Consider the following 25,949-nt stretch of genomic DNA (forward strand, 5'->3'; position numbering starts at 1 on the left):
CAAGTATGTGTCACTATGACATGTAAAAGAATATGTGAACTATATTTTTATAATACACACTCTCCAATTCATTTTTAATAATAATTAAATAAGAGTAGTTTCATTGATGATTTATATATCAGAGACAAAAGAGATGCAGAGTTATATAGAATTTTTATGGCAGAAATATAAACTACTCTTATTTATGAAGATATCTTTCTATCTTCACTCATTAAGAGAGGCGTATTCAAAATATCCCATTTTGTGCAAAAAGAATCTCACCTTGAGATCCTTCCTTGTATGATAAATCCATTAAAATCTTCCTTTTGATCTTCTCCTCTAAGTAGATATCCCTTTTCTTTGCATAATTCCAGATAACCCTTGATCTGGTATTGATATGTATTTGTATATTTTCTTTTCATGTCCTCTGGAAATTCATTGACATATTCTTCTAGTTCTTTTAAAGCATTTTGATTATTTTGAAGATATGTCTTGGTTTCTAGAAATGACTGATACGCATTTCTACTTTCATGATATCTTTGATAGAAGTTCTTCATGAAGATAGCTGCATTATGATCATTAATTTCTTCTACTGTAATAAGCAATGTCTTTGCGCCTGCAAGTTCGAATGCACGTCTGAGTCCATAGACTCCTTCTCCTGGCAATACTTCGCCTTTTGCTGTATTGCAGGCTGACAACACAACAAGATCTGTATTTTTAAGATTCATATATTGGATATCGTTAGCCGATACATAGCCTTTACCATATTCCACTTTTTTATTATTCAGATTATATCCTGCTAGACATAAAATACCTTTTTCCATGATATTCTTCTTATCTTCTAGATAATCTCCATGAGTGGAAACATGCAATATCGATGGACTTTCAACTTCCATGAAATGAGTTGCACTGGCTTTCTTTCCACTATAAGTTTTCACATTTGAAAAGATACGATCAATATAATGACCTTCTACAAGGCTTCCTAATAATTGACTCTTTTTTCCTCCTCTTGTATCATTACCATCATCATCCAAGGTATCACTAAAATCTGGAGATACAAATGAAACAATATCTTCATTATTACTTGTATCATTATCCATGAACAATGCTTTAGGTGAAGAAAGATAGCTGATTTTCTTGTCTATCAATCTTTCAAAAGAGACATTATATAATTCTCCATCAGGACATATATAGATATGATCTATATTGTCTAAATATTTGATTATATAATCCAATCCATAATCATCAACAACAATACTTTCAAATACATCCTTACCGATAATAACTAAACCATACTGATTATTTAATTGATAATAGTCCAATAGTAAATTACTATCATCCAATCTATCTATAATCATCTGATAATCAACATCAAGAAGCAATTGATTTTGGTACTGTTCAGTAATCTTTTTCAATTCATTATTGGCTGTCTCTCTTTGAGATTGTAGATTAACGATGATTCTTGGATCTATTTCCTCACTTATCTTTTTATCTAATTCATTTATATAGTTCGTTTTTTGAATGTATTCTGGTATCTTACGAAGCTTATATTCCATGATTTCAATATCCTGTAGAATATTCTTATATGCAACAATATAATGATAATCATTTCTATCATTTTTATGCATAAAATAATAATTCGTATAATCTTTAGTTAATTGTACAAATCCACTCAAATATTTCTTATAATCCCCCTTCTGAATAACAGAAAATAAATTAAATATATTCCTATTTTGAAGATTAATATACTTTTTATAATATATTTCATACTCATCATATTTTTCATTATATAAATACGAGAATAATATATTACTTAAACTTACCAACGTATCAGGATGTTCTTCCCCAAATTTCTTTTTTCTCAGCTCATAGCATCTTTTATTGTATTCAAGTTGTTTGTCATAGTTCCCTGTATTTCCATAACTTAATGCAAGATTGCTTAGACTTGTTAGAGTATTGGGGTGTTCTTTCCCTAATTTATTTTTGATAAGTTCGTAACATTTTTTATTATATTCAAGATCTTTTTCATAGTCTCCCATATTATTATAACTTAATGCAAGATTATTAAGACTTGTCAGAGTATTAGGATGCGTTTCCCCCAGCTTCTTTTTTCTTAATTCATAACATCTTTTATTATATTCTAACTGTTTTTCATATTCTTCTATATTACCATAACATAAAGCAAGATTACCTAAGCTTATTAATGTATATGGATGTTCTTCTCCTAACACTTTTTTCCTCAGCTCATAGCATCTTTTATTATATTCCAGCTGTTGTTCATAATTTCCAACATCTCCATAACTAGATGCAAGATTACTTAAGCTTGTTAATGTATTTGGATGTTTTTCTCCAAATACTTTCTTGCTTAGTTCATAGCATCTTTTATTATATTCAAGTGCTTTTTCATAGTCCCCTATCTCACCATAACTTGCGGCCAGATTACTAAGACTTGTCAATATATCAGGATGTTCTTCTCCTAATACTTTTTTTCTCAGCTCATAGCATCTTTTATTGTATCCTAGCTGTTGTTCATAGTTCCCTGTATTTCCATAACTTAATGCAAGATTATTAAGACTTGTCAATGTATCTGGATGTTCTTCTCCTGATACTTTTTTTCTCAGCTCATAGCATCTTTTATTGTATCCTAGCTGTTGTTCATAATTTCCTGTATTTCCATAACTTAATGCAAGATTACCAAGACTTGTCAATGTATCTGGATGTTCTTCTCCTAATACTTTTTTTCTTAGTTCATAGCATCTTTTATTATATTCCAGCTGTTTTGTATAATTTCCTATATTTCCATAGAGGGATGCAACTTTACTTAGACTTTTCAGAGTTTCAGGGTGCGTTTCTCCGAATTTCTTTTTTCTAAATTCATAGCATTTTTTTTGATATTCTAATTGTTTATCATAATTTTCTATCTTACCATAAGTTCTTTCAATATGGGATAAATCTCTAAAGATTTCATTATTATCTTTATTTAATACTTGTTTATTTATTTCATAAACCTTTATGAAATACTTGAGTGCTTCTTTATAAGATGACAATTGATAATAAGATACGCCTATATTAAACATAGATTGTCTAATAAGAAAATTACTTTCATCAAACTTATTTTTAATATGATTGTAAAAATCTTTATAAAGTCCATTTTCCTCTAAATATCTCTTCTTTTTTGTAAGCTGCTTACCTTTTCTTACAACGAGTATTAATTTTATGCAATAATAAATAAACATCATATTTCACCTACTATCTACTATATTATTATACTATATATCAAATCTATTTCATCAAAGTAAAATAATTCATACATTATACAATTCATTTTTTGTATTTTATTCAATATATATAAGTTAAATATCTGCTGATTTCCTTCCATTTTCAAACATATTTTTATTTTATCATGAATTTGAAATAAAAGAACGTTTTCATACTCATTGTATGTTGATAACGTTCTTTTATATTATCTTGTATTAAAAACAAAATATGTATAGTGAAGAAATCTCATTATCTAGAAACAGGTGTGACTCTTTTCATTTCTTCTTTCTTTTGTTCAAATTCTTCTTCAGTTAAACCACCTTCATAACGGATAGTGACTTCTTTAGAATTACCAGTATCAGGATCCGTTGCCTTAATGACAATTCCTATGTTTTTGACAGTAAATTCTACATCAATTGGTGCACCTCTTTTAGTATGACCACTTAATGGTAATTCAAGTTCTCCTAAGTATTTGACTGCATATTTAGGATCAGTTTCTTGAGGATCTCCTTGTTCAGTCAAACATGGAACACATCTATCTTCTTGAGAAAGATTTTCAAAGACTCTAAATAGAATGGATGTTTGATAATCACTTACAGTATAGTAAGTTCTTTTAACCACTTTATCCAAAGGAGTTCCTTCTTTATATAAGTTATCAATAAGATAATCCTTATCATTATTATATAAGATACCCGGCCCAAAACTTCTAGAGGCTACATCTTCAATAACAAATTTTCTATAAGAAGGAACAAAAGAATTATTGTCTTTATGAATATTATCTTCCTCTTCTTCGATAATATCAACTAGCATATTTGAGTAGATAGCTGCACCATAAGCAACTGCTTTATTAGGATTTTCTCTTCTTACGATATCTCCAAATCTTGATTTCACTGCTTCATAAATCATTGGCATAAATGTTGATCCACCTACAAGTAAAACTGTGTCAATATGAATAGATTCACCTGTTTTTTGTGAAGCATTTTTCAAAGTTTCATCAACATAAGTCATAGTCTTATCAACGAGATCTTTCGTCAAATCCTCAAATTCTTCTCTCGTTATATCAACTTTTGTCATTTGACCATCTACACTAACTTTGACTGTAGCGGATGGAACATGAGATAATTTATGTTTTGTCGTCTCAACTTTTGAATAAATTGTTTGACGTGTATCTACATCTAGCTCAGATTCACCTAAACCATTTTCTTGAGCAACTTTATTACGAATCTTCTTATAGAGTCTATCATCCCAATCTTTACCTCCAAGTAAATCATCTCCACCTGTTGCAATAATCTTCACTCTTTGAATATCATCACCATTTTCATTTGTATCCATGAACATTTTCATAATTGTGACATCAAATGTACCTCCACCTAAGTCATATACAAGAATCGTTTTTTCTTCTTGAAACTCTCTGGCACAATAACTAAGAGCTGCAGCCGTAGGCTCGTTAATTAAATCTAATACATTTAATCCTGCTATCTCTCCTGCTTTCTTAGTGATTTCTCTTTCTTTTGGTCCAAAATATGCAGGACATGTAATCACAACATCATTCACTTCTTCACCTTGTTCCTCAGCCATTTCTTTAAGTCTTTTCAAAACAATAGCCGAAAGATCTAAAGGTGTATATTCTTTTGAAAAAATAGTGTGAGGTGGAAATTGATCTTCTTTTCCAATTTCTCTTTTGAAGAATTGAACAACATTTGCTCCATCAGTTTCTACATATTCTTTGGCACAATTTCCAACAATCGGATCAGCATCTGGTCCTTCAAAATAAATTGCTGAAGCAAGTGTATCACTTGCATCATTTAGATTTTCAATAATCTTCGGATTTCCGTTGACATCCAATGTCGCAATACAACTATTTGATGTTCCTAAATCAATACCTTTTGCCATAATCTTTTACTCCTTTTTATTCATATTTTATACAATCTTATTTTTTGAGTTGGTTATATGATTGTGATATCCAACTTTATAAAAGCACCTCCTTTACTTTATAAGAAAAGTGCTTATCAAATATCCCACTTTATTAGATATTATGAAAATACTTATAATCAAAGAATAGTTTCTTTGAGAAACTATTCTCAAATATCTTGTAGATAACAGAATTTTTTAGAAAGAGCACTTTGGAGGTTTTTATACTTTTTATAATTTTATAATTTTTTATTTATCTACAAGATATGAACAGATTCACCTCCTTACTTTATAAGGGAAATGTTATAAAAATATCCCAAATTATATTTATATCATTTCCATTCATCTATAAGACTTTCGTTTCAATAAAACATAGTTATAAAATAAAAAATAGTTAATCACTAAGACTAACTATTCATAAACGTGAGGAAAAACAATATCTTCATCAATTCCTGTATCAATTAAATCATCACCATGTTTAATAAGCCAATTCTCTATAAAATCATAATGAAATTGTCTTCCACTGGCTTTAGGATAATAGTTTTCATCCCATGTATATCCCAATTTCATATCTTTGTCATCTTTCATAAAACTACTAATACAAATACCATTATTTTCTATTCCATATGTTGCATCGACATGATAATACTGATTATTGACTTTAACCATATTCCACGCATGCATAAGACCTTGCTTATTCTTTAAATACCCATTCACAACAATGCACTCGATATTTAATGATTCCATAAGTGTACGAAAAGCAAACGCTATTCCCCCACATATTCCTCTTTTTTCTAACAATGGACCATATGAAAAATGAGGCATAGGATCAATAAAGATACTTTCTTGATCTTTTTCAAGATTATGATATGCTCTATAATCATAATCACAATTTTGTTGTAGATAACTAAATGCAAGATAAATCTTAATAATTGGTGGTAATGTTAAAGTACGTGTTAAATCTTTAGCAATAAGATTTGCCTGAATTTGAGATTTTCTAATGTACATTTGAAGTTGATTTAAAGGCATAATATAACGAAAATTCATATATAATCTATAATGATTAGAAATATCAGATATATATGATGAATGGATTTGGTACCCTTGCATACCTTCGTACTGAGTTAAAAAATTTGAAAATGAACTATCTATCCTTTCTTTTAAAGCCTCACTATCATTAGTCACAAAAAATAATTCCTCAGGACTGACGAACTTTTTATAACTATATAAATCATATGTTCCATCATCCATAATGACATCATCTATACTTTTAGGGAAATGCTTAGCATATTTCATTGTAACGATATAATCGCTTGCAAGTGACAAAGAACCTCTTTTATAAACTTGATACTCATATCCATCAATATACATGAGTAATCTTGGTTCTTTGATGAGCGCTTCTTTCATTAAACCAGTAAAGCTTCTCATGACATTATAGAGTGTAAATGTTATATCGTGACTTAAAATACTGCTGATAAGACAATCTACATTATTCTTTTTTTTCATAAGCCTATTCATACGTAAAATACTTCTCCTTTCCATTTTTTAAAAAGCCTCTTTTATTTCATCATCACTATCCCAAAGAACTTCTTAAAAATCAATATAATCTCTACCCTCCTCTTTTGATAGAAACATTAAACATTCATTAAATTCCTGATAAACAAATGCTCCTAAAAAAACATATTTCTTATTTTCTTCAATAGATTTATTCATCAAACTTATTTTTTAAAGATACTTAATATATTTATTTTCTCTTACCATGAGATAGCTTCTTAATTAAGAAAGATTTCTACACGTCTTTTTATATTGATTTTCTATTGTCAATCATATATGTTTTTATATGAAACTCAAAATGATTATTATTGAGAAAATACCCCTATTTTATCTAGATAGTCTAAAGCATTTAAATATGAATAATCACTTTTTTCTTGGATACATATTAGTCCATAATAATAAATCAATTCTCTTAGTATATCTAAATAGTACATAGCATCTTCAGGGTTATGAGGCCATATGTATTTATCAGGATTCACAGATTCTGGCATAACAATATATTGTCCTAATAAATCTTTTAATTTATTAAACCATCTTAAACTTGCTATTTTTTCTTTTTGATTGAGTTCTCTTTGACTTGGCTTTGTATTGACTTCTGAAAGTGTCACAACTTTAAAGAAGCTTTGAAGTTTTAAAAAATAATAGATAAAACCTATTAATTCAGTTTTTAATACTTTGTCATTTTTCTTTTTTATATTTATAGTATTATTTTCAAAGAAAGCATGAAGATAATTCATGATTTCTTTTTGTTTACTTATTGGTAATAATGTTGATTTAGAATTTGATAATAGTTTTAATAAATCTATTGTTTCTTCTTTAAGATCATAAAAATCTTTTGTATGAATTTTATAGTAAAGAAGCTGTACAATAGCTCCACTGATTTGAATATATGAATTCTTATTATAAGGTTCAATCTTTTTGTTTCCTAGACATTTTTTGTCCCAGACTTTTCCCATTTTCGCAAGTATAGTATTTGTCCAGCCAACATGATAGATTGCCCCAACGCCTATATCTAAGCGACTTAACTCTCTCATTTGATTATCTTCTAGAGATAATGCAGCAGCCATGACTTCACAATCGTATTTATCAGGTAATCTCATAACAATCTTAATTGCAGTGTTCTTAATAGCTGTTTCATCTATGGATGAAGGTGATTGATCAATAATCACAAAACCTTCACCAAAGCTTCGCATTTCAGCAATACAGTTACATAGCATTTTGACAGATTGTCCTTGCATATTTCCTGTTTCAATATTAGTATCTTGTGAACATTTTTTTAAAATATTATGTGCCTCTTCTAAAACTGTCACATGTTTTAATGAGGCATTAGGATTGTCTCTAGTTGCTTTTCTATACTCTTGTAAACGAATAATAAGTATACCCATAATAAGTGATTTGGTTTCTTCTGAACCTATACTACTTAAATCAATAATTGTATAACTATCAAATAAAATTTTGTCTGATATACCTATAGAATTACCAAAGATTTGACTTTCAAAACCATTATTTAAAGATGAAACTCTATTTAATAAAGCGCCTTTATAATCACTTTTAGATTGTCTAGAATAAGTAGAATTTTCAATAATATCGTCTAATGCAGTTTCTAAATCTCTAAATGTTGGGAACTTACTTCCTTTTTCAATAATACGTTTAGAATTCTCTAAGTCCCATCCATGTTCTATATAGACTCTTTCAAATGCTTGTTTTAAAAGACCAGGCATTGTTCCATATAAAGGCCAGCAGGCACTGATTGTAGAAATCAACTTATCGAGATGTTCGCGTATATGAATTCTAGGATGAAATTCAAAGGGATTGATTTGAAGTAATGTATCTTCACTTTGAGCAGCAGTTAAGATATTGATATTTTTTAAAGCACCAAATTCTATTTTGTATTCCCCTTTGACAGGTTCTATGACAAGAAAAGGTATATGTCTTCGAATCATTTCATATAATAAATTATAAGCGGTATTACTCTTTCCAGCTCCAGGTGCACCACATATAAAACAATGAGAGGCAAATGTATCTAAATTTAATACAGTTTTTTGATTATCTTCCTTACCCATATGATAAATATTTCCAAACTCTATTTTTTTAGATGAATCTATTTCTTCTATCCATTGTTGTGATACATTTCTACCAAATTCTGCCATATGATCTACTACAATCCCAGGGACTGAATTTCCAGGTAATGATAACATAATAGGTATTTCTTTACCTGAAACCATTAAAGCAGGGGTTAGAATTTGAGTCGCAACGGGTTTCCCAAATTCATCTAATAGAAATGTTTTTTGATGATTTTCATCTTCTTTATACATTGTTAATTCAATTTCAGGATGATATAAATGACCTAAATTTTCTAATATTCTATTACGATCTTCTAAATGCGTATTATTCCATTCATTAATATAAGCATGTGTTGAACTTTTGTTATCGCCTGCAAGTAAAGAAGTCAATGTCGAAGTTGCAATAGATGCGGTAGATGCCTCTTTTGTCACAACATAACAAGCACTATTCCACATACCAAAAATCTGACTTGTTTCAATTCTTTTGATTAATGCATCAAGCTTTTCTAGCATTTCAATGACAGACTTATGATTTTTTGAAATAGTCATTGTCTTAGTTTGGGTAAATGTTTTTCCTTCTCCCTTACTTTTATTTATATTTTCCACATATCCTTCCACATCACCTGTAACCTCATGTTGATCTTGACTATCTCCTTTATAAAATCCTTCATTATATGCTGATCCACTTCCAAAGCCCAGATTAACAAATGAAAAGTTAGATCCAGAGTTTTTCGTTCTTCCTTTAGATATACTCAACGTATGTGCACTCCCATAAGCACTAGAAATAGAATGAGCAGTGGAATGTCCTATCCCTTGAGACATGACAAAGTTTAACGTATCTGCTTCACTTTGTGCAAAACTAACTTGTTCTTTTGCATATGGAGATAAAGAAGTATACATATTTTCATATCCAGACTTTGCTAGATCCATAGTTTGTGGTGAAACTTTTTGGGCCAAAATAAGTAATGTATATGATTTTCCATTCATCGTTTCAATAAACTTTTCAAAACCTTGTGATGTCAAAACTCTTCCTTTTTCTTGTTCTTGCTGTCGTCTTCCAGGAATAATACTTAAAGATTTAACGATTGCTTTTGAATCATCTTTTAAATCATTTGAAAAAGAATCTAAAAGTTTTTCTTTTTCAAATGAATTTAAAGTCGTTAAAGTACATCCTGGAAATTGTCCATTGATATTGCTTTGAAGTAATTGACCTGCAATCTCTTGATTCTGATCTGTATTTGTACACAAATAAAATTGTATACTTTGTCCATCACTTTGAATGATGAGACCTACAATACCACCAAAACCATACATAGCTAGATAAACACTCACAAGTTTTTCAAAGTTATCCTCATTAACGTTATACATAATTTTATCTAAACGGCAAATAGAAATATTTTGAGATCTATTTTTCTTACTATTCTCTAATTGAATAACTTGACTTTCATATAAATCTTTTTTATTTGCTGGAGATAATATTTCCATATGTTCATTGTTAATAAATATATCTAATAATTGTAATGAATCTTTTAATCCTTCCAATCTCTTTTGTGTCATTAAAAGCTGCTTGGTTTGCTCTTCTTGCGATTTTTGACTACGTTGTGTTTTAGGTTTAATATTTTCTCTTTGTTGAAATTTCCCATCTACAATACTCATCTCATACTCCTTCTTTCTTTATAAAACTACAAACATCTATCATCATCTTCATTATCTCTATCTACATCATCTTCTAAATCTTGACGTTCATCAATAATTTCTCTTTCTTTAGGATCTATTATTTCATCATCTGTATCGTCCTTTTTTTCCATAACTTGTTGATAAGCTTGATCTATATCCTTATCAAACTTTTCTTTCGTTTTTTCATCCATATGTTCGTAATCATATTTTTCTTCCATATCTTGTCTAAATTTTTTATAAATATCACTATCTTTATTTGCCATACTCTATCTCTCCTTTTTGAATTTAGATTTTAAAGTTTTTAATAATTTTTGAGACTTTCTTTGATATTTGAGTTCATAATTTTTTTGAACTGATTCATTTAATTTCATAATTGTTCCTTTTAATGAACCATCAAGTAAATCAATCATTCCTTCCCAAGTCTTTTCATGATAATTTTTTGATAATTCTTCATATAATTCTAAATGAAAAGCTTTTTCCATATCTTCATATGAATAATAACTACTTTTTTTATCATCAACCTGACCTCCTAGAAATTCTAAAACTATCTTAAGAAGATATTTATTTTTATATGATTTTCTAATAAGATATATCAAAACAGTTTGCACATAGCGATAGAACTCTATGGGATTATGAAATTTAAAGATATTTAATAATTTATAAATCATTTCAGGCGTTTCCATAAATATGCAACAGGGTTCTATAATCTCATATACAAATTCTAAATCCTCCTTTGTTTCAACAAGAAATGGAGCTAAACATTGTTCACCTAGTTCTTCATCCAACTGTTTTGCTTGTTTCACTTGGTGAGTGATTTTTATATAAAACTGTGCTTTTGAAACATGTGGCAAGAAATAATCAACTTGTAGATTAACGAGATATTCAATAAACTTTAATTCATTTATATCTTTAACAACAGGATGAATAATTGCATCAACTTTATCTAATAAAAGATGCTTGATTTGACTAGGAAATTGATAATCAATAATAAAATCAATGAAATCTTTAATACTGTTATATGGATGTGTTTGTAATAAAGCAATTTCAATATATTTTCTAAAAAATATATCTCCAAATTCATCATCATGACCTTGTAAATTTTTGTATAACAACATAAATGAATAAAATAAATCTTGATCTAATATCTTTTTATTTTCTAAGTAATTGACTAATAATATTTCTACTATGCTTGTATCAATACCAGATAATAGCATTGTTTGACATTGATTCTTTAAATCTCCTGAAATACATTTTCCATAAAATGTCACCCATTTTTTTGTGATATTATGTTTTGAACCATATTTTTTAGCATATTGGATGGTAAAAAAATTCATAAGATCATTGTCATAATTTTCAATTAATTTATCCATTGCATATAATTCTTGATGATCTTCAAGTTCTAATAATGTTGCATACAAATGACTTAATAATGTATTCCATATAGGATGTTTTTTTAATAAAGATACATCCAAATGGAAACCTTCTAAATAATGATTAAATAATTGAATAAAGAATACTAAATAATCTAAATCTTCTATGCAGTATTGATTCATATATTCACTATCTATTCTTTGTTCATTAAAGAATTCATAATAGATGTATGTAGATAATTCTTTGTTTGTATTTATCATCTGCCAATACATCATAGCTTTTTCTTCAGTAAAATATTTTGTATTCATAATATAAGTTATCATTTGAAAAACGAAATTATGTAAATGTTCTTTATATTGTTTATCTTGAAGATCATCAATGAATTGAATTAATAATTTTATAATTTGAAGATTGTTTTGTTCATCATGAAGCCAAATACGCTTATGGCTGGTATATTCACCATAGATAAAATCAACCAACATCTTTTCTGTTTTACTACCTGAGATTAGAAACTTTGAAAAACATTGCATAGATTTTAATAACTTTGTATACTCCCATTTTGAAATATCTTGCTTATCATCTAATATATACATATAAGCATCAAACAAATCATATAAAGTCTGGTATGAATAATTTTGGCAATCTTTTAAAATTGTTTGAAAATCTTCAAAATCTTGATTATATTGACATGCTAATCGAAGATAGCTTAGATTTTTGGCAATTTCAAATTCTGCTTGTTTTTTTACCCCATCCACAATGACATAAGGCGCATTTGGCATTGGTTGGAAGTCATGAGCATGACTTCCTTCAGGATGTATACCAGCAATCATAAAGTAATAATTTTGAATCAGATTTGTATCTCCCTTTAAGTTATTTTCATAAAAGTTATTCTGGTCATCTGTATAATAGCGATATGATCTTGGAGTTGTTTGAGCTATATTGGTATTTGTAGAAAATGAAATCATTTTGGCAAGTTCTAAAGGCAAGGCATATTCAATGCATACAATCCATTTCAATACATTTTCTGGTGTATCTTTAATAATTAAGAATTGTCTTTCTTGTATTGGAAGCTTATATTGTTCAACAAGAAAACTAATACAAGATTCTATTGCATCTTGTCTACCATCTTGATAAAAATGAGCAGCAGCTTCTTTTGTGAAAAATACAGTTGGTGTAAAATCCACGACAGGCGCAAATTCTAATGTTTCATTTTCTCCTATAAAGTCTTTTTCTTCTTTGTAACAATAACTAAACAAGTCATCATTTAAATAGTGAATAGGATATTCTTGAATATCACCTACATAATAATGTTTAACATACGTTGTACGACGTGCTTTACTAATTTGATGCTCATATCCTATAACATAGGAATAATTCAAAGGAAAATATTCAAAAGAATCAATCAAACCTACTTTTATACCTGTCTTAGATTCATTTCTTGTCTTCATATATTTCTGAATTTTTTCTAATTCATTTATATCGCAATCATTATAAATTTCTGGACTAAATGTTCTAATCGCATAACCTTCCTGATTTCTTATTTTTCCATTATCAAATAGATCTCGGCATGGTACACATCTTGTATACACAATTTGATTAAACATATTTTTTACCTCCTTATAATTTTGGAACAATTCCTTCTTTTGATAATATCCACATAAGTGGATCAAGAACTCTATGCGGTTCTATTGAACCAAGAGATTTCTGACCAATGGGTGAATTCCCAAAACTACTAACACCAAAAAATTGAACGTTTTTAAAGTTTGTATCTACAGCATTTAGAAAACTTTGTTCCCCAATTCTTTTTAAATAATCTCTTATTTCCTGATCTACAAGGGCCCCATCCTCACTTTTATAGCCTTGATTTTTTACATGTGGACTTGGTCTAGTAATTGTTTGCTGTCCAAATTGATCCAGTAATAAATCAATTTTTGTAAAACAGATGGCAACGGGTGTATCTATAGAACGTCCTACTTTAATATGTCTTGCTTTTCTAATATAAGCAGCCATATCTTGAACAAGTTCTTGTGAAGCCTCATTTTTTTGATAATCATTATAAAACTGAGATGCAGAAGACCATTCAAGCGAATCTTTATTAGAAATGCTTCTTCTTACATGTAATAAAGCAGTTGGGTCAACTAGAAAAACAATATATTGAGATGCAGCTATATATAAAAGAATTTTCTCATCTACACATTCATAATCTTCTCCTGCTCCATCAAAAATAGTCATACAATATGAATCTATCTTAGAGTTAGAAACTTTTTTTGTATTCTCCATTGATAGGGAAGTATATCTCCTCTAGGTGTCGCATCACAAGGAATATGTTCATAATATATACGGTCTCTTTCCGTTTTAAATCTTTCAATAGTTTCTTTGTTCATATGAGAAACGGACATGATTCCACTTCTTCTCAACTCTTCCAATAACACCGTGATAAAATTTGTTTTCCCTGCTCCACTAATACCTACCAGAGAAAAAGGGAGATAGCCTTTATATTGAAAAATATCTGGTGGTAAATATGAATCACATTTTCTACATTTTATAACAACATTTCTATCTTTTGTGCATTTTTCATTTTTACACTTTGGCATCATTTTCATCATTGATTCAAGTGCTGAAATTTTAATTTCTTTTCCACAACTTAAACACTCATATTTCACATTCGAAGGTGTAATTTTTGATGCACAGTATGGGCATAATATATGAGACATTTTTTCATTCCTCCTATTTTATTGGTACTATTAAGTTCTTAACCGAAACTGGTTGAGCTTCAAATTCTTCTTGATCTTCTTTATTCATATATAAACGTAATTTTGCTTGATTGGGTAATAGTTTTAAACGATCCATAGATAATAGAATCTGTTGAGAAGATTGCTGAGATGAAGGAAGATGACAAATTGTGAGAATATCATTTCCTCTATATCCCGTTGGAACTGCTCCAGATTTACTTCCTACAAGATATAATTCGGGCAATTCATCCTGACAATCAAAACAATTAATTTTTAAAATTGCTTTTTCTTTTTTATTTTTAAATATTCCTCCCCATGAAATATCATACTGAATGATTTTTTTAGGACTATTATTTATACGATATTTAGATGGTTCAGTATAAAAGATTTGTTTACCATTTCTCATTTGGGCAATCACTGTTATATAAAGCTCTTTTTCTGATATATGTTCTACAATAATTGCCCCGTCTTTTTGATATGTATTGAAAGATATTTTATTCATTTTATGAATATCTTCTCGAGTTAAAAATGGTGGTTTCTCATTGGAAGATTTTTTGGTACATACTGAATAATAAAAATTAGTGACATCATTGTTTAATGGTTCTTTAATATGAATATATAATCTTGAGTTATTAATCTTTGTTTTTAATTTATCAATTTCATACTTTTCGTATGATGATATACTCACAACATTTCCAGCAATAGCTTTTAAACCTGAAATAGTAACAGCTGTGAGGTTATATACTTTATTTTTAGGGACTCTGATTCTAACTTCTGTTTGCCCCTTTACAGTTGTTAAAACAACACCATATTGATGAAGCGTACTACTATCTAAGACTGTATCTTCTTTAACAAAATCTTTTTTTAATGCAAGAATTTGTACATAATTATCTTGCGATGATAATGTCAATGTGATTTCACCATTTAAATATGTTGCATTTTGTATAACTGTTTTTAATGCAATAGCATTTGGCATCATTTGTTTAACAATACCTCGACTATAATGTATAGCGTTATTGATATAATAGATAACCTGTAAACGATATTCATAAATCTTTCCATTTATCACATCATGATCTTCATAATATTGAATCACATTATTGGCAACTTCTTTGGTATATTTATCTGGCTTAAAAGATACATTTCGCTCACTTCTCAATACTCTGACTCCTTTTGCATTTTTAGGAAGTCTCCAGCTAAAAGAACACTGATGAGAATCTTCAAAGCAATGAAACGTATTAATATCTATATCACGACAAACAATAATACTTGTTGTCATTGGGGAAGATATTGTTGAACCTCTTTTAACAAATAATGCATAAAAATACTGAATTCCTGATTCAACACTTGTATCTATGTATTCTAATGTTGATTGACTAGAAAATATTTTTTTACCATCATTGATATTCTTAGGTTCTTCATTTTCTTTTCGAATAATGACGTATTTCACACCTAAATCTGTGACTGGTTGAAAATCAAGGACAACACCCTTTTGAGACTGTATATAATGAGCTTGAAAAGAGCGTGAAGGATGTGGGGGCACTGTTATCAAATATTCTTTTGCTGGAGTGTAATCTTTCACTTCACGTAAAATTTCCACACATGTGTTAGCACCCTCATATTTTTGAAAACTTTTATGAGAAAATTTATATCTTATATTTTCTAATGTCTTTAAAATCAACTCTTCTTCTTTTTTTAGATGGAGTTGAGGATATTTTATCTTTAATTCATAAATATATTTTGATGCTTCTACATATTTCTTTTCTTGTATAAGATGATTTAATTTATCTAATGGAAATTTGAATTTTGTTATTTGGGATTGAATTTTCTTTTCTAGAACTTTTACTCTTTCTTCTTTTGGATTAGCAATTTTCGCCTTTATCATCATCTTTTTTGCTTCACTAAAATTCATATCTTCTAATGCCTGTAAAGATAATTGATAATATAAATCAAAATATGACGCTTCCTGACATGAGAAATGACAGAATTGACATTGCTTGCTGGAAGAAGGAATCAGTTTTCCACAATTTGGACATTTTATAAATAGAGGTTCTCCACATACTTTACAGTTTGATCTTTTCGCTTCTTGTAGTGTAGAGAATGTTTCTAATGAATGACAATTATGACAATACATCTCAATAGAAAAATCATGTTTTTCATAAGGGTCTTTTAAAAGTCCTGATTTATAATTATAGATAGCTCTTGCTATTTCATAATCAGGAAATTCTTTTCTGATTTTTTTTATAACATTCTCAGCAAATATTTCATCTTTCTTCATTTCTACTGAGATATTAGCTAATAATTTAAAAAGTTCAGATAAACTCTCTAATTTTAAAGAATTGTTATATTTTTGTGTATTGATAGAATTATTAAAAATGTTATTTTTAGCTGTAGAAAAGATATTTTGAATCAAGTGCCCTTCTAGAGAGTTATCTGTCGCATATTCCAATGAACCTTTCGAAGCAATTGCTAATAAATCTTCTCTATGACGATTTTGATAGTTTATATTTGGATGATTATCATAACAAGCTAAAAATTCATATAAATTTGTGAATGGAGATAACCAGCCTATTCTTTGAAGAATACTTCTCTGATTTGCTTGAATAATGTTCTGACTGAGTTCGTCTTCATGAACTTTATCTAGAAATAAATCATTATATTTGATTGTCTGTTGAGGGGTAACAATTTCAATTTTATTTTTCTTGAGTTGTTGAATAACTGTTTGTGATGTTAAACGAAAATCATGAACAATTGATCTTAATCTTGCATTTGTGATAAAGAGGGATTCATTCCCTCTATTCATTTTTAATATTTCTATATAGCTTTCTAATTCTTTAAGCTTGATTGCCTTCATTTGTAAAGCTTCATTTTTTCTAAGTTTCGCATCCAACATAACTCTTTTCATATCCATTTCTAATTCCATTTCTTGCTTAATATTATCTTTGATTACAGGGTCCGTTTCTTTGTTATAGTTAAGAGTTATGTTTTCTTTCCATGTAGCAATCGCTTCTTTGACTTTTATATCTGTATCCATCTTATTATCAAAATGAAGCGATGTTAAAATTTCATAATAATTTTTTCTAGACATATTTCATCCTTCTTTCTATTTTTCTCCTATCGCTTCCCAGGTTTTTGTCTCTTCATTGTTATTAAATTTAGAATGAGATGTTTCACTAATCGTTTGTGCAATATTGCCAAATGATTTCACTAATTGAGATTGATGCACTTTTATTGCATTTTTATCACTAGAAGAAATAGATCTTAAAAAATCATAATCAGCATCTCCAAAACCTATTGCAATAATTTCTATACCATCTTGAATACATCTTTTAGCAGCCTTTTTTGCAGCCTCTAAATATGACCAGACACCATCAGCTAATATAATAGCAATTCTTCTCCCTTTTAAAGCATGCATGTTTTTATAAACAGTATCAAAAGGATGTGTACAATTGCCAAATCCACCTAACCCGCAATATAATTTCTTTATGCCTTGTTTTGCTTCTAAAGGATGATTTGTGAGATTTCCAGTAATGATTGTTCTATTAGAAACTGACATAGATCCAATATAAACATGATCTCCTTTGAGTTTATCAATAAATTCAATCATTGCTTTCTTTGCCTCTTCAATAGGTTCTCCAAACATTGATCCTGAAGTATCTAATATTTCAAAAACATATGTTGTTTGATTATCAGGATGTTGAGTTATTGGTTTAGCAAACATGCTCATATCTTTAGGAACTGGTTCTTCTCTAATAGGAAGATCACACTCATCTTGTTCTTGTCTTGCTTGAATATGAACAATACCACTCACATCATAACTATATTGAACTCTGATAAGTGTTGAACCTTCCTCTTTATGTCTAATACCAGAAATGACATATTTATTTAAAATTTCACAATCAAAAATATTTCCTATCCCTTGTAATAAATAAATATCTATCTCATTATTTTTTTGAGCTGATGTATAATATTTAAACTTTCTTGCACATTTCACAGGAATGGATTGATTAGGAGGAATAATATTTTGATTAATATAATGAGTTCCTTCTTCATTGACTGCAATCATTCCTAAAGGGTGTGCTTGAACATCATTTAATCTCATAGCTGAAACACTTGTTACTGGTTTTTCCTTTTGCACTATTGCATTTTTATTTGCGATTGGTTTTGAAGAAGCAGATAAAACATTATATTTTGGAGCCGGTAATATAGATTGAATAGCTGCTCCTAAAACGACTGCTTCATCTGGATGGACTTGTGTTATTGGTTTGTGTCCACTGATTTTCTCTAAATATTTAGATACTTGAGGCATTCTTGTAGAGCCGCCAACAAGTAATATATCTGTGATATCATTCCATGTATAATGCAATTCATCTAACACATCTTGGCACAAAACACCTGTTTTATCTAAAAGATGAGACGTTATGTTTTCAAATTCCTGATTTGTCAATTCTGTTCGATATACTCCATAGTTCGGAATATTAAGCTTGATTTTTACTTTAGATGCATTGGTAAGAGTCATTTTAATATGTTCAATACGCCCCATTAATTCATTGATAAATCCAGAGTATTCTTTGATATCAATTCCTGTATCATAATAGATTTGATTCACTAAATAGTTAAAAATACATTTATCAAAATCTTTCCCACCTAAGATATGATTTCCTTTTGTTATGAGACAATTGATTTGATTTTCTTTACTCATCTCTATAAGAGTCACATCAAATGTCCCACCACCTAAGTCATAAACAAGTATTTTTGCATTTTTTCTAAAATGTTGTATTCCATAGTTTAAAGCTGCAGCTGTAGGCTCATTAATTAACATTTTTACTTTTAAACCAGCATTTTTAGCTGCTTGCAATGTTGCTTGTCTTTCCTTATGACGAAAGTAAGCAGGAACTGTAATAATAACTTCATAAATGGGTTGTTGCAAAACAGTTTCTACATTATCTTTTAGATATTTCAATAAAAGAGTTGTTAGTTCAACAGCTGTATATTCTTTATTACCAATATAAGCACAACATGATGATGAACCCATATATCGTTTAAAAGCAGTTACACAGCCTACATCGCCAGCTTCATATGCTTCTTTTGCTTCATCTCCAATAATAATATTTTCACCATCAAATTGAATGATTGAGGGTGTTATCTTATTTCCATTTTTGTTCTTAATAATACTTGGTTGATGAGCATTTTGATCATATATAGCAGTTAAACAATTTGTAGTTCCTAAATCTATTGCTATTACTGGCAATTTATTCATTTGCATCTTCTCCTTTAAAATTTTCTATAATAATCTCTTTTTGTTGTTTATAACGATATGTATCAATAAATTCATAATATAAAACTTTTCGTCCTTTTGAGATGCTAGGATTATAGCTATAAGCAACAGTATTATGTAAGTTAGGATCAGATGTATCGATTACTTTTCTAATTTTAGATAAATGTGGAGATCGTTTATCTCCTACTTGACTTGTTTGTAATATGCAACCATATTCTTCTAGAATTTCAACTAATGATTCAAATAAATGATGAATATTTATTTTTATAGTTTCATCTTCAACATTTTTAAATAGTTCTTGATATTCTATATAAATAACTGATAGTGATTTGAGAATGGGATCCATTCTTTCTCCAAGAAGTTCCTTTTGAAGTGTTTCTATATCTTTAGCCATGTTTGTACGAACTTGTTGTTGAAAAAGAGAATTTTCTTTTAATGTCTGTGTCAGTTTTTTATCAAGATGTTTTTGTTGTTCTTTAAGTTCTTTTATCATTTCTCTAATGTCATCTTGTATCTTTAATTCTGTATTGTTTTGATTGAATTGTTCTTTTGTATCTTCTCTATGTTCTTCTCCATTTAATTCATCAAAGATTGTGTTGAGTTGTTTTTTTAATACCATGTCTATCTAGACCTCCTTGTTATTAATGGCCTTATAATATTGATAATCTGTTTCTTTAATCATCCATTCTACACATTCTTGAATACCAAATGGATGAAATACTTCTCTATTAGGTTCATGTCCTATAGCACTTACACAAAAATAATGTACATTTGTAAAATAATTTTCTATTAATGAAACAATATTTCCCATACCATATTCATTTAAAAATTCTATAATCATTTCATCTCTTAACTGATCATAAGTCTCTGCATGAGATTTATTTCTATATAGAGCTTTGATTTTGGCTGGACCTATCTTCTGTTTTATGATTTTTATATCTGCTTTGGTAAGAACAATAGATAATGGTTTATGAGATTTTTTATTTAGCTGTAAAGCATTTATGGATATTAAATAGTTAATAAAGTTTGTTGTCGCTTCTTCTCCTTCCATTTGACAATAATTTTTAATATCAATTCCATCATTTATACATTCTTGTCGAAATAAATAACTAGACAAAGGATCTATTAGCAAAATAATTCCATTACAATATTTCAATTGCTCTTGTACTATTTCATGACTGTTATTTGTAAACCCAAATATTTCTCCACCAATATCATACATACCAAATTTTCTTTGCGGCTCTATACCATTTCCCGATACAATACAAGAATATAATTTTGAATTGAAATCTGTTGTTGCATCAGGCAATAAACCTTGAAAATATTGTTCTAATTCTTGGAATTGGGATTTTTCATGTTGATTCATTGTATGTGTAATATTTTTATTTTGTTTTATCTTCTCAAAATACTCATGGAAATAACTTGCAAGAAAAACAGTTTTTCCTGTATTAGGAGCTCCTACAAGCTGAATAAGAACCGATTTTGTTCCTGTCACATGTAATCTTTCTTCACAATATGGGCAATATGCATCCAAATGATTTCTTCCTGTAAAAAATGTTGAAGGTAGCAATTCGCCACATTCACATTTATGATGTAATATTCCATAAATTCCAGGAACAAGTTTTTTATGTAACCTATGGCAATGCGGACAAATATATGCAGGAATTAAAAATTGTTTTTTACATTGTGGACAATCATTATTTATATCTTTGAAGATATAATAAAATTGATCAATGATTCTTATAATCATATAGAGTATAAATATAAGACTTTGAATAATGAAACATGAACCTCCTAAAATACAGATCATTAATAAAGTCAAAGCAAGATCTAGAAATATCATTTCTGGAACAATCGCAAAACCAGCAATATATCTTACTGATCCAAAGAAAGAATCGCAATCTGATTTTTCATCAATTTTTCTTAATCTTTCCTTTCTATCTTCATTCATGAGTAAATGTCCTTCCTCTATAATATCTTTTAATTGTTGATAGCAAGGTCCAAAGAAGTAATTTCTCTTTACTGGTTCACCATCTTTATTCACCCACTCATAATTGATAAAATGAATATTTTCAATAACAGCTTGAATATAAATAGCTAAAGCATTTATTAAACTATTTATAAAATCAAACATCAGTATAATAAAAAATACTAAAAAGATAATTGAAATAATAAATACAATAATACTCATAATTGTTCAAAGACTGATTATTATAAACATTCCAGTCTATTTCATCACACCTCCTTTAATTCATAAGACAACTGTTTTCAATATATCCCATTTTGTATAAATAATTAACATGTGATTTTGTATCATAAAATATTAACTTTCATTTATTTTTTAGATAGGGATTATATTTGAAATACTCACAAAAGTTATAGGGTGTAATACGTTTCTTTGATAATTGGCATCTCGAATCTTTTTGTCCATGTTTATAATTGCAACAACATTTACATATTTTTTCTTCATGGCATGTCATATTCATTTATTCCTACTATGTAAAACTGTTTATATTTCTTCAATCTTTCTATACATTTTTTAATATTTATTCTCATTCTTTCTAACCACCATCCTTTATATCAACATATTTATAATCTGTATAATTCCAAAAATAATTCCTAATAAAAATATAGCTTCATAAAAAGCAAGTGAAAAATCTTGCTTGTCTTCTTTTTCTAAATATTGAGTACAATGAGCTCTAGGATTGACTCTATAATAATTATTATTTGTACAATAATATTTTTTGTCATATCCTTGAATAGAATAATTACAATTTTTACACATTTGTTCTTTCATACTAATCCACTCCTTATCTATAAAGTAAAATGACTCTAAAAATATCTCACTTTATTCAATTATCAAGGTTCTTAGATTTTTTTCACTCCTTTCAATTTATAAGATAATCGTTTAAAAAAAATCCCATAAAAAAAACATGATTTGATATATACAAATATCAATCATGCTTTTTAAGTATTGTTATTTAGTAAATAAAAAATATATTATACTTTAATGATATAATATGACTTGTTATTATTTTTCAATAACAATAGTATGTGCTAGTTTATCATGAAATGATTGTGATAATGGTTGAAAAAATGCATAGATAATAGACGCCAGCGTTAATGCATAAGCAAGATATTTCCATGGATCAACCAATATTGACAATCCAAATAAAGGTAGTAAACGTCGCATATATACAGCTATAATAATGATTCCACCTTCTAAAAATGTTGATCCAATCAATTCTCTTTTGACAATAGCTAATGGTGTGACATTTCCACCAGAAATATCAGCAATTCTTATTTTACAAATTTTTTTACCTAAAGTCTGTCCTCTCCATAAACATATTGGAATCACAATATAATACAATATACCTACTCCTATTCCAAATATTCCTAAAAACAATCCTATCTGAAAATCATAATTTTCCAATTGAAACATCTCTGGCTTTAAACTATTGCCCCTGCGAAAATAAAAAGTCACTGGTATAACAGCAATCATTTGAGCAATATACCAATCAATAATCATCGCAAAAAGGCGTTTCATTCTCACATGAATTACATCATATTGAGAAATTTTATGCTTTTTCGTCCTTTGATTTCTATTCTTTTTCTTTGACATAACTTACTAAACTCCTTAAAAAAGTAAAGATAGTGAAATTTCACTATCTTAAAGTCTCTTATAATCTTCCATATTCAATAAAGATGCAGCATCTTTATCACAAATAACAGTAAAGTTTGGATGCAATTTTAAAACTGTTGCAGGTAATTCATCAGTAATTGGTGAATCTAGTACCTGTTTTAAAATTTCTGCTTTGTGCTTTCCATTAACAATCATAACCAAATGTTTAACACGCATTAAACTTTTTGGCCCCATAGTTAATGTATATGGTAGATCTGGTTTTTCTGGATAACCTGGATTAACAGCATTTTTTGTTTTTCTATCCATCTTGTAAGTATAACTATCCATAGGTGTACACCTAGGACAATTACTACAAAAATGTCCATCAAAACCTAAACCAATAAGCATAACATCAATGCCACCTGCATCACGTATTTCCTGATCATACGTTTCCCAGTTATCCATTGTCGTAATATGGATTTTTTCATCAGGGATATGTGCATCCTTAAAGAATAATTCCTGCATTTCTGTCCAGTTTGGACCAGGTTTATCTTCATTGATGTATGGTGCTTCATCAAAAAGATAATATTCAACATCTTTGAATTTCTCTTGATCTTTCACTTCAGGAATCATCATCTGATACAAAGTTTTTGGAGAACGACCACTTGTTAATGAAATATTAACGCGTTTATCTTGCATCATTGCTCCTAAAAGAATGTGCATTGCACTTTCACTCATTTTTTGTTCATTTTCTTCAATAATTAATTTCATACTCTTTCTCCTTGATTTCATTTTCTTGTTTATCATCAATAGAAAGAGAATATAACTCACACACATTTCATTATAAAGGTATAGTTTGCTCTGTCAAGATGATTTAATAATTTTTTTGTATCATAATACTCACCTGTGTAAACGCTTAAATAGTTATTTTATAATATTACTTTCTATAAAACAACACTTTTCCACAATTTGGTATTTTTTTCTATTATTTGGAATTGTATTGTTTGCGTTTTTAATCTCTCTCTATAATAGCTTTAAGAAGGGAGGAAATTCTATGAATATCATGGAAAAATTTAATGATTTAGCGGAACGCACACTAATGCCTATCGCTACAAAGCTTGGAAATCAAAGACATCTTGGTGCTATTCGTGATGGTATGGTCGTCGCTATCCCGCTATCTATTTTAGGCGGTGTTTGCTTAATTATTTCTACACCACCATTTACTCCAGATACATTACCTCAGTGGGGATTTTTCACTGATATGTTAATGGGGTGGTACAATTGGGCTCAAACTTATAAAGTAGCTCTCCAAGTTCCATATAATATGACAATGGCATTAATGGGACTTTTCATCGCATTTTCAATTTCATATCATCTTGCTAAAAGATATGATATGCCAACATTAAACGCTGCTGTTGTATCAACTGCTGTTTTTTTAATTGTGAGTGCACCATCTATATCTGCTGTTGCAGCATCAGCCATCACTGAAGGTACCACTGCTGAAGAGATACTTGCTTCTGCAAGCATGTATATTCCTACCACATATCTAGATGCCAAAGGAATATTTACTGCTATTCTCGTATCTATAGGCTGCGTTGAGATTATGCATTTCATGTTGAAGAAAGACATTCGTTTCAAGATGCCAGAAGGTGTTCCACCTGCAATTGCTTCTTCATTTGATGCTATTATGCCATTATTTGTTTGTGTCATTATTTTCTATGCAATCTCTTTAGGAATTCAAAGTTTTAGTGGAGAATTATTACCAAGTACAATTATGACAATTTTAGCTCCGGCTATTTCTGGACTAGATTCACTGGTTGGTATTTGCTTGATCACTATTCTTTCACAAGTATTCTGGTTCTTTGGATTACATGGTGCAAGTATTACGCAACCAATCAGATTACCATTCCAGAATATGTATCTTATTGAAAATATTACTGCCTTTTCCAATAATGAACCAATCGTTCATTTCTTTACACAACCATTCTGGTCATATGTTATTACTTTGGGTGGTGGAGGTTCAACATTAGGTCTATGTATCCTTTTACTAAGATCTAAATCTGTTGAATTAAAAACGCTTGGAAAATTATCTATTGGTCCTGCTATTTTCAATATTAATGAACCTATTATCTTTGGATTACCAATGGTATTAAATCCATTAATGATGATCCCATTTATTTTTGTTCCAGTGGTCAATTCCATCATTGCATACAGCTGTATGGCATTCCATATTGTTGGAAAAGGAGTTATTGAAACACCATGGACAACACCTGCACCTTTGGGAGCAGCTCTTGGATGTATGGATATCAAAGCTGGTATTATGGTTATAGTCTTAATCATTATTGATATAGCTTTATATTATCCATTCTTTAAATTAACAGAAAAACAAAAATTAGAAGAAGAAACAGCAACTGATTAAGAAGATAGAGAATAAACTCACACACATCTATGATTTATCATCAATAATCAGTAAAAAAAAGATACTTCATCAAGGCAAAAGCATC

The 25,949-nt window shown here is 28.9% G+C and carries 16 protein-coding genes; 1 reads left to right on the forward strand and 15 read right to left on the reverse strand.

Going from position 1 to position 25,949, the window contains the following annotated elements; translation table 11 throughout:
• Window positions 1–257: 257 nt before the first annotated feature.
• The 15 genes from ACZYT4_RS06780 to ACZYT4_RS06850 form a co-directional block, all read right to left on the reverse strand.
• Window positions 258–3,215: a tetratricopeptide repeat protein gene (locus ACZYT4_RS06780; protein ID WP_463783865.1), complete on the reverse strand. Its 2,958-nt coding sequence runs from the start codon at window positions 3,213–3,215 to the stop codon at window positions 258–260.
• A gap of 271 nt (window positions 3,216–3,486) precedes the next feature.
• Window positions 3,487–5,130 (reverse strand): Hsp70 family protein, encoded by a 1,644-nt coding sequence (locus ACZYT4_RS06785; RefSeq protein ID WP_463783867.1) that lies wholly within the window; start codon window positions 5,128–5,130, stop codon window positions 3,487–3,489.
• Window positions 5,131–5,559: 429 nt separating this feature from the next.
• Window positions 5,560–6,666, reverse strand: coding sequence for a transglutaminase domain-containing protein (locus ACZYT4_RS06790; protein ID WP_463783868.1), 1,107 nt, complete (start codon window positions 6,664–6,666; stop codon window positions 5,560–5,562).
• A gap of 341 nt (window positions 6,667–7,007) precedes the next feature.
• Window positions 7,008–10,421 (reverse strand): ATP-binding protein, encoded by a 3,414-nt coding sequence (locus ACZYT4_RS06795; RefSeq protein WP_463783870.1) that lies wholly within the window; start codon window positions 10,419–10,421, stop codon window positions 7,008–7,010.
• A gap of 26 nt (window positions 10,422–10,447) precedes the next feature.
• Window positions 10,448–10,705, reverse strand: coding sequence for a hypothetical protein (locus ACZYT4_RS06800; protein ID WP_463783873.1), 258 nt, complete (start codon window positions 10,703–10,705; stop codon window positions 10,448–10,450).
• A gap of 3 nt (window positions 10,706–10,708) precedes the next feature.
• Window positions 10,709–13,417: a hypothetical protein gene (locus ACZYT4_RS06805; protein ID WP_463783875.1), complete on the reverse strand. Its 2,709-nt coding sequence runs from the start codon at window positions 13,415–13,417 to the stop codon at window positions 10,709–10,711.
• Window positions 13,418–13,430: 13 nt separating this feature from the next.
• Window positions 13,431–14,045: a hypothetical protein gene (locus ACZYT4_RS06810; RefSeq protein ID WP_463783877.1), complete on the reverse strand. Its 615-nt coding sequence runs from the start codon at window positions 14,043–14,045 to the stop codon at window positions 13,431–13,433.
• Between the two features lie 11 nt (window positions 14,046–14,056).
• Window positions 14,057–14,527, reverse strand: a complete 471-nt coding sequence (locus ACZYT4_RS06815) for a hypothetical protein (RefSeq protein ID WP_463783879.1) — start codon at window positions 14,525–14,527, stop codon at window positions 14,057–14,059.
• A gap of 13 nt (window positions 14,528–14,540) precedes the next feature.
• Complete coding sequence (locus tag ACZYT4_RS06820; RefSeq protein WP_463783881.1) at window positions 14,541–17,633, reverse strand: hypothetical protein; 3,093 nt, start codon at window positions 17,631–17,633, stop codon at window positions 14,541–14,543.
• Window positions 17,634–17,648: 15 nt separating this feature from the next.
• Complete coding sequence (locus ACZYT4_RS06825) at window positions 17,649–19,805, reverse strand: Hsp70 family protein (RefSeq protein ID WP_463783882.1); 2,157 nt, start codon at window positions 19,803–19,805, stop codon at window positions 17,649–17,651.
• Complete coding sequence (locus ACZYT4_RS06830) at window positions 19,798–20,442, reverse strand: hypothetical protein (protein ID WP_463783884.1); 645 nt, start codon at window positions 20,440–20,442, stop codon at window positions 19,798–19,800. Before ACZYT4_RS06830 ends, ACZYT4_RS06825 begins: the two co-directional genes overlap by 8 nt.
• Window positions 20,443–20,448: 6 nt before the next feature.
• Entirely contained in the window at window positions 20,449–22,014 is a 1,566-nt protein-coding gene (locus tag ACZYT4_RS06835; RefSeq protein ID WP_463783887.1) for a hypothetical protein, read from the reverse strand.
• A 384-nt stretch (window positions 22,015–22,398) separates the two neighbouring features.
• The gene (locus tag ACZYT4_RS06840) at window positions 22,399–22,620 is read right to left on the reverse strand and encodes a hypothetical protein (RefSeq protein ID WP_463783889.1); all 222 of its coding nucleotides are present in this window, start codon (window positions 22,618–22,620) and stop codon (window positions 22,399–22,401) included.
• A 234-nt stretch (window positions 22,621–22,854) separates the two neighbouring features.
• Complete coding sequence (locus tag ACZYT4_RS06845) at window positions 22,855–23,445, reverse strand: RDD family protein (RefSeq protein ID WP_463783893.1); 591 nt, start codon at window positions 23,443–23,445, stop codon at window positions 22,855–22,857.
• Window positions 23,446–23,493: 48 nt separating this feature from the next.
• Complete coding sequence (locus ACZYT4_RS06850) at window positions 23,494–24,216, reverse strand: glucosamine-6-phosphate deaminase (RefSeq protein WP_463783895.1); 723 nt, start codon at window positions 24,214–24,216, stop codon at window positions 23,494–23,496.
• A 283-nt stretch (window positions 24,217–24,499) separates the two neighbouring features.
• Between ACZYT4_RS06850 and ACZYT4_RS06855 the strand changes: the two genes are divergently transcribed.
• Window positions 24,500–25,864, forward strand: a complete 1,365-nt coding sequence (locus tag ACZYT4_RS06855) for a PTS sugar transporter subunit IIC (RefSeq protein ID WP_463783897.1) — start codon at window positions 24,500–24,502, stop codon at window positions 25,862–25,864.
• Window positions 25,865–25,949: the final 85 nt, after the last annotated feature.

The sequence above is a fragment of the Massilimicrobiota sp. mt181 genome (genome assembly GCF_055420065.1).

Bases quoted from the DNA above. Each gene is read 5' to 3' on its own strand.
- ACZYT4_RS06850 (WP_463783895.1), bottom strand. From the start codon at position 24,216: ATGAAATTAATTATTGAAGAAAATGAACAAAAAATGAGTGAAAGTGCA.
- ACZYT4_RS06780 (WP_463783865.1), bottom strand. From the start codon at position 3,215: ATGTTTATTTATTATTGCATAAAATTAATACTCGTTGTAAGAAAAGGT.
- ACZYT4_RS06825 (WP_463783882.1), bottom strand. From the start codon at position 19,805: ATGAATAAATTGCCAGTAATAGCAATAGATTTAGGAACTACAAATTGT.
- ACZYT4_RS06785 (WP_463783867.1), bottom strand. From the start codon at position 5,130: ATGGCAAAAGGTATTGATTTAGGAACATCAAATAGTTGTATTGCGACA.
- ACZYT4_RS06845 (WP_463783893.1), bottom strand. From the start codon at position 23,445: ATGTCAAAGAAAAAGAATAGAAATCAAAGGACGAAAAAGCATAAAATT.
- ACZYT4_RS06840 (WP_463783889.1), bottom strand. From the start codon at position 22,620: ATGAAAGAACAAATGTGTAAAAATTGTAATTATTCTATTCAAGGATAT.
- ACZYT4_RS06835 (WP_463783887.1), bottom strand. From the start codon at position 22,014: ATGAGTATTATTGTATTTATTATTTCAATTATCTTTTTAGTATTTTTT.
- ACZYT4_RS06820 (WP_463783881.1), bottom strand. From the start codon at position 17,633: ATGTCTAGAAAAAATTATTATGAAATTTTAACATCGCTTCATTTTGAT.
- ACZYT4_RS06830 (WP_463783884.1), bottom strand. From the start codon at position 20,442: ATGGTATTAAAAAAACAACTCAACACAATCTTTGATGAATTAAATGGA.
- ACZYT4_RS06815 (WP_463783879.1), bottom strand. From the start codon at position 14,527: ATGTCTCATATATTATGCCCATACTGTGCATCAAAAATTACACCTTCG.
- ACZYT4_RS06800 (WP_463783873.1), bottom strand. From the start codon at position 10,705: ATGGCAAATAAAGATAGTGATATTTATAAAAAATTTAGACAAGATATG.
- ACZYT4_RS06790 (WP_463783868.1), bottom strand. From the start codon at position 6,666: ATGAATAGGCTTATGAAAAAAAAGAATAATGTAGATTGTCTTATCAGC.
- ACZYT4_RS06805 (WP_463783875.1), bottom strand. From the start codon at position 13,417: ATGTTTAATCAAATTGTGTATACAAGATGTGTACCATGCCGAGATCTA.
- ACZYT4_RS06855 (WP_463783897.1), top strand. From the start codon at position 24,500: ATGAATATCATGGAAAAATTTAATGATTTAGCGGAACGCACACTAATG.
- ACZYT4_RS06810 (WP_463783877.1), bottom strand. From the start codon at position 14,045: ATGACTATTTTTGATGGAGCAGGAGAAGATTATGAATGTGTAGATGAG.
- ACZYT4_RS06795 (WP_463783870.1), bottom strand. From the start codon at position 10,421: ATGAGTATTGTAGATGGGAAATTTCAACAAAGAGAAAATATTAAACCT.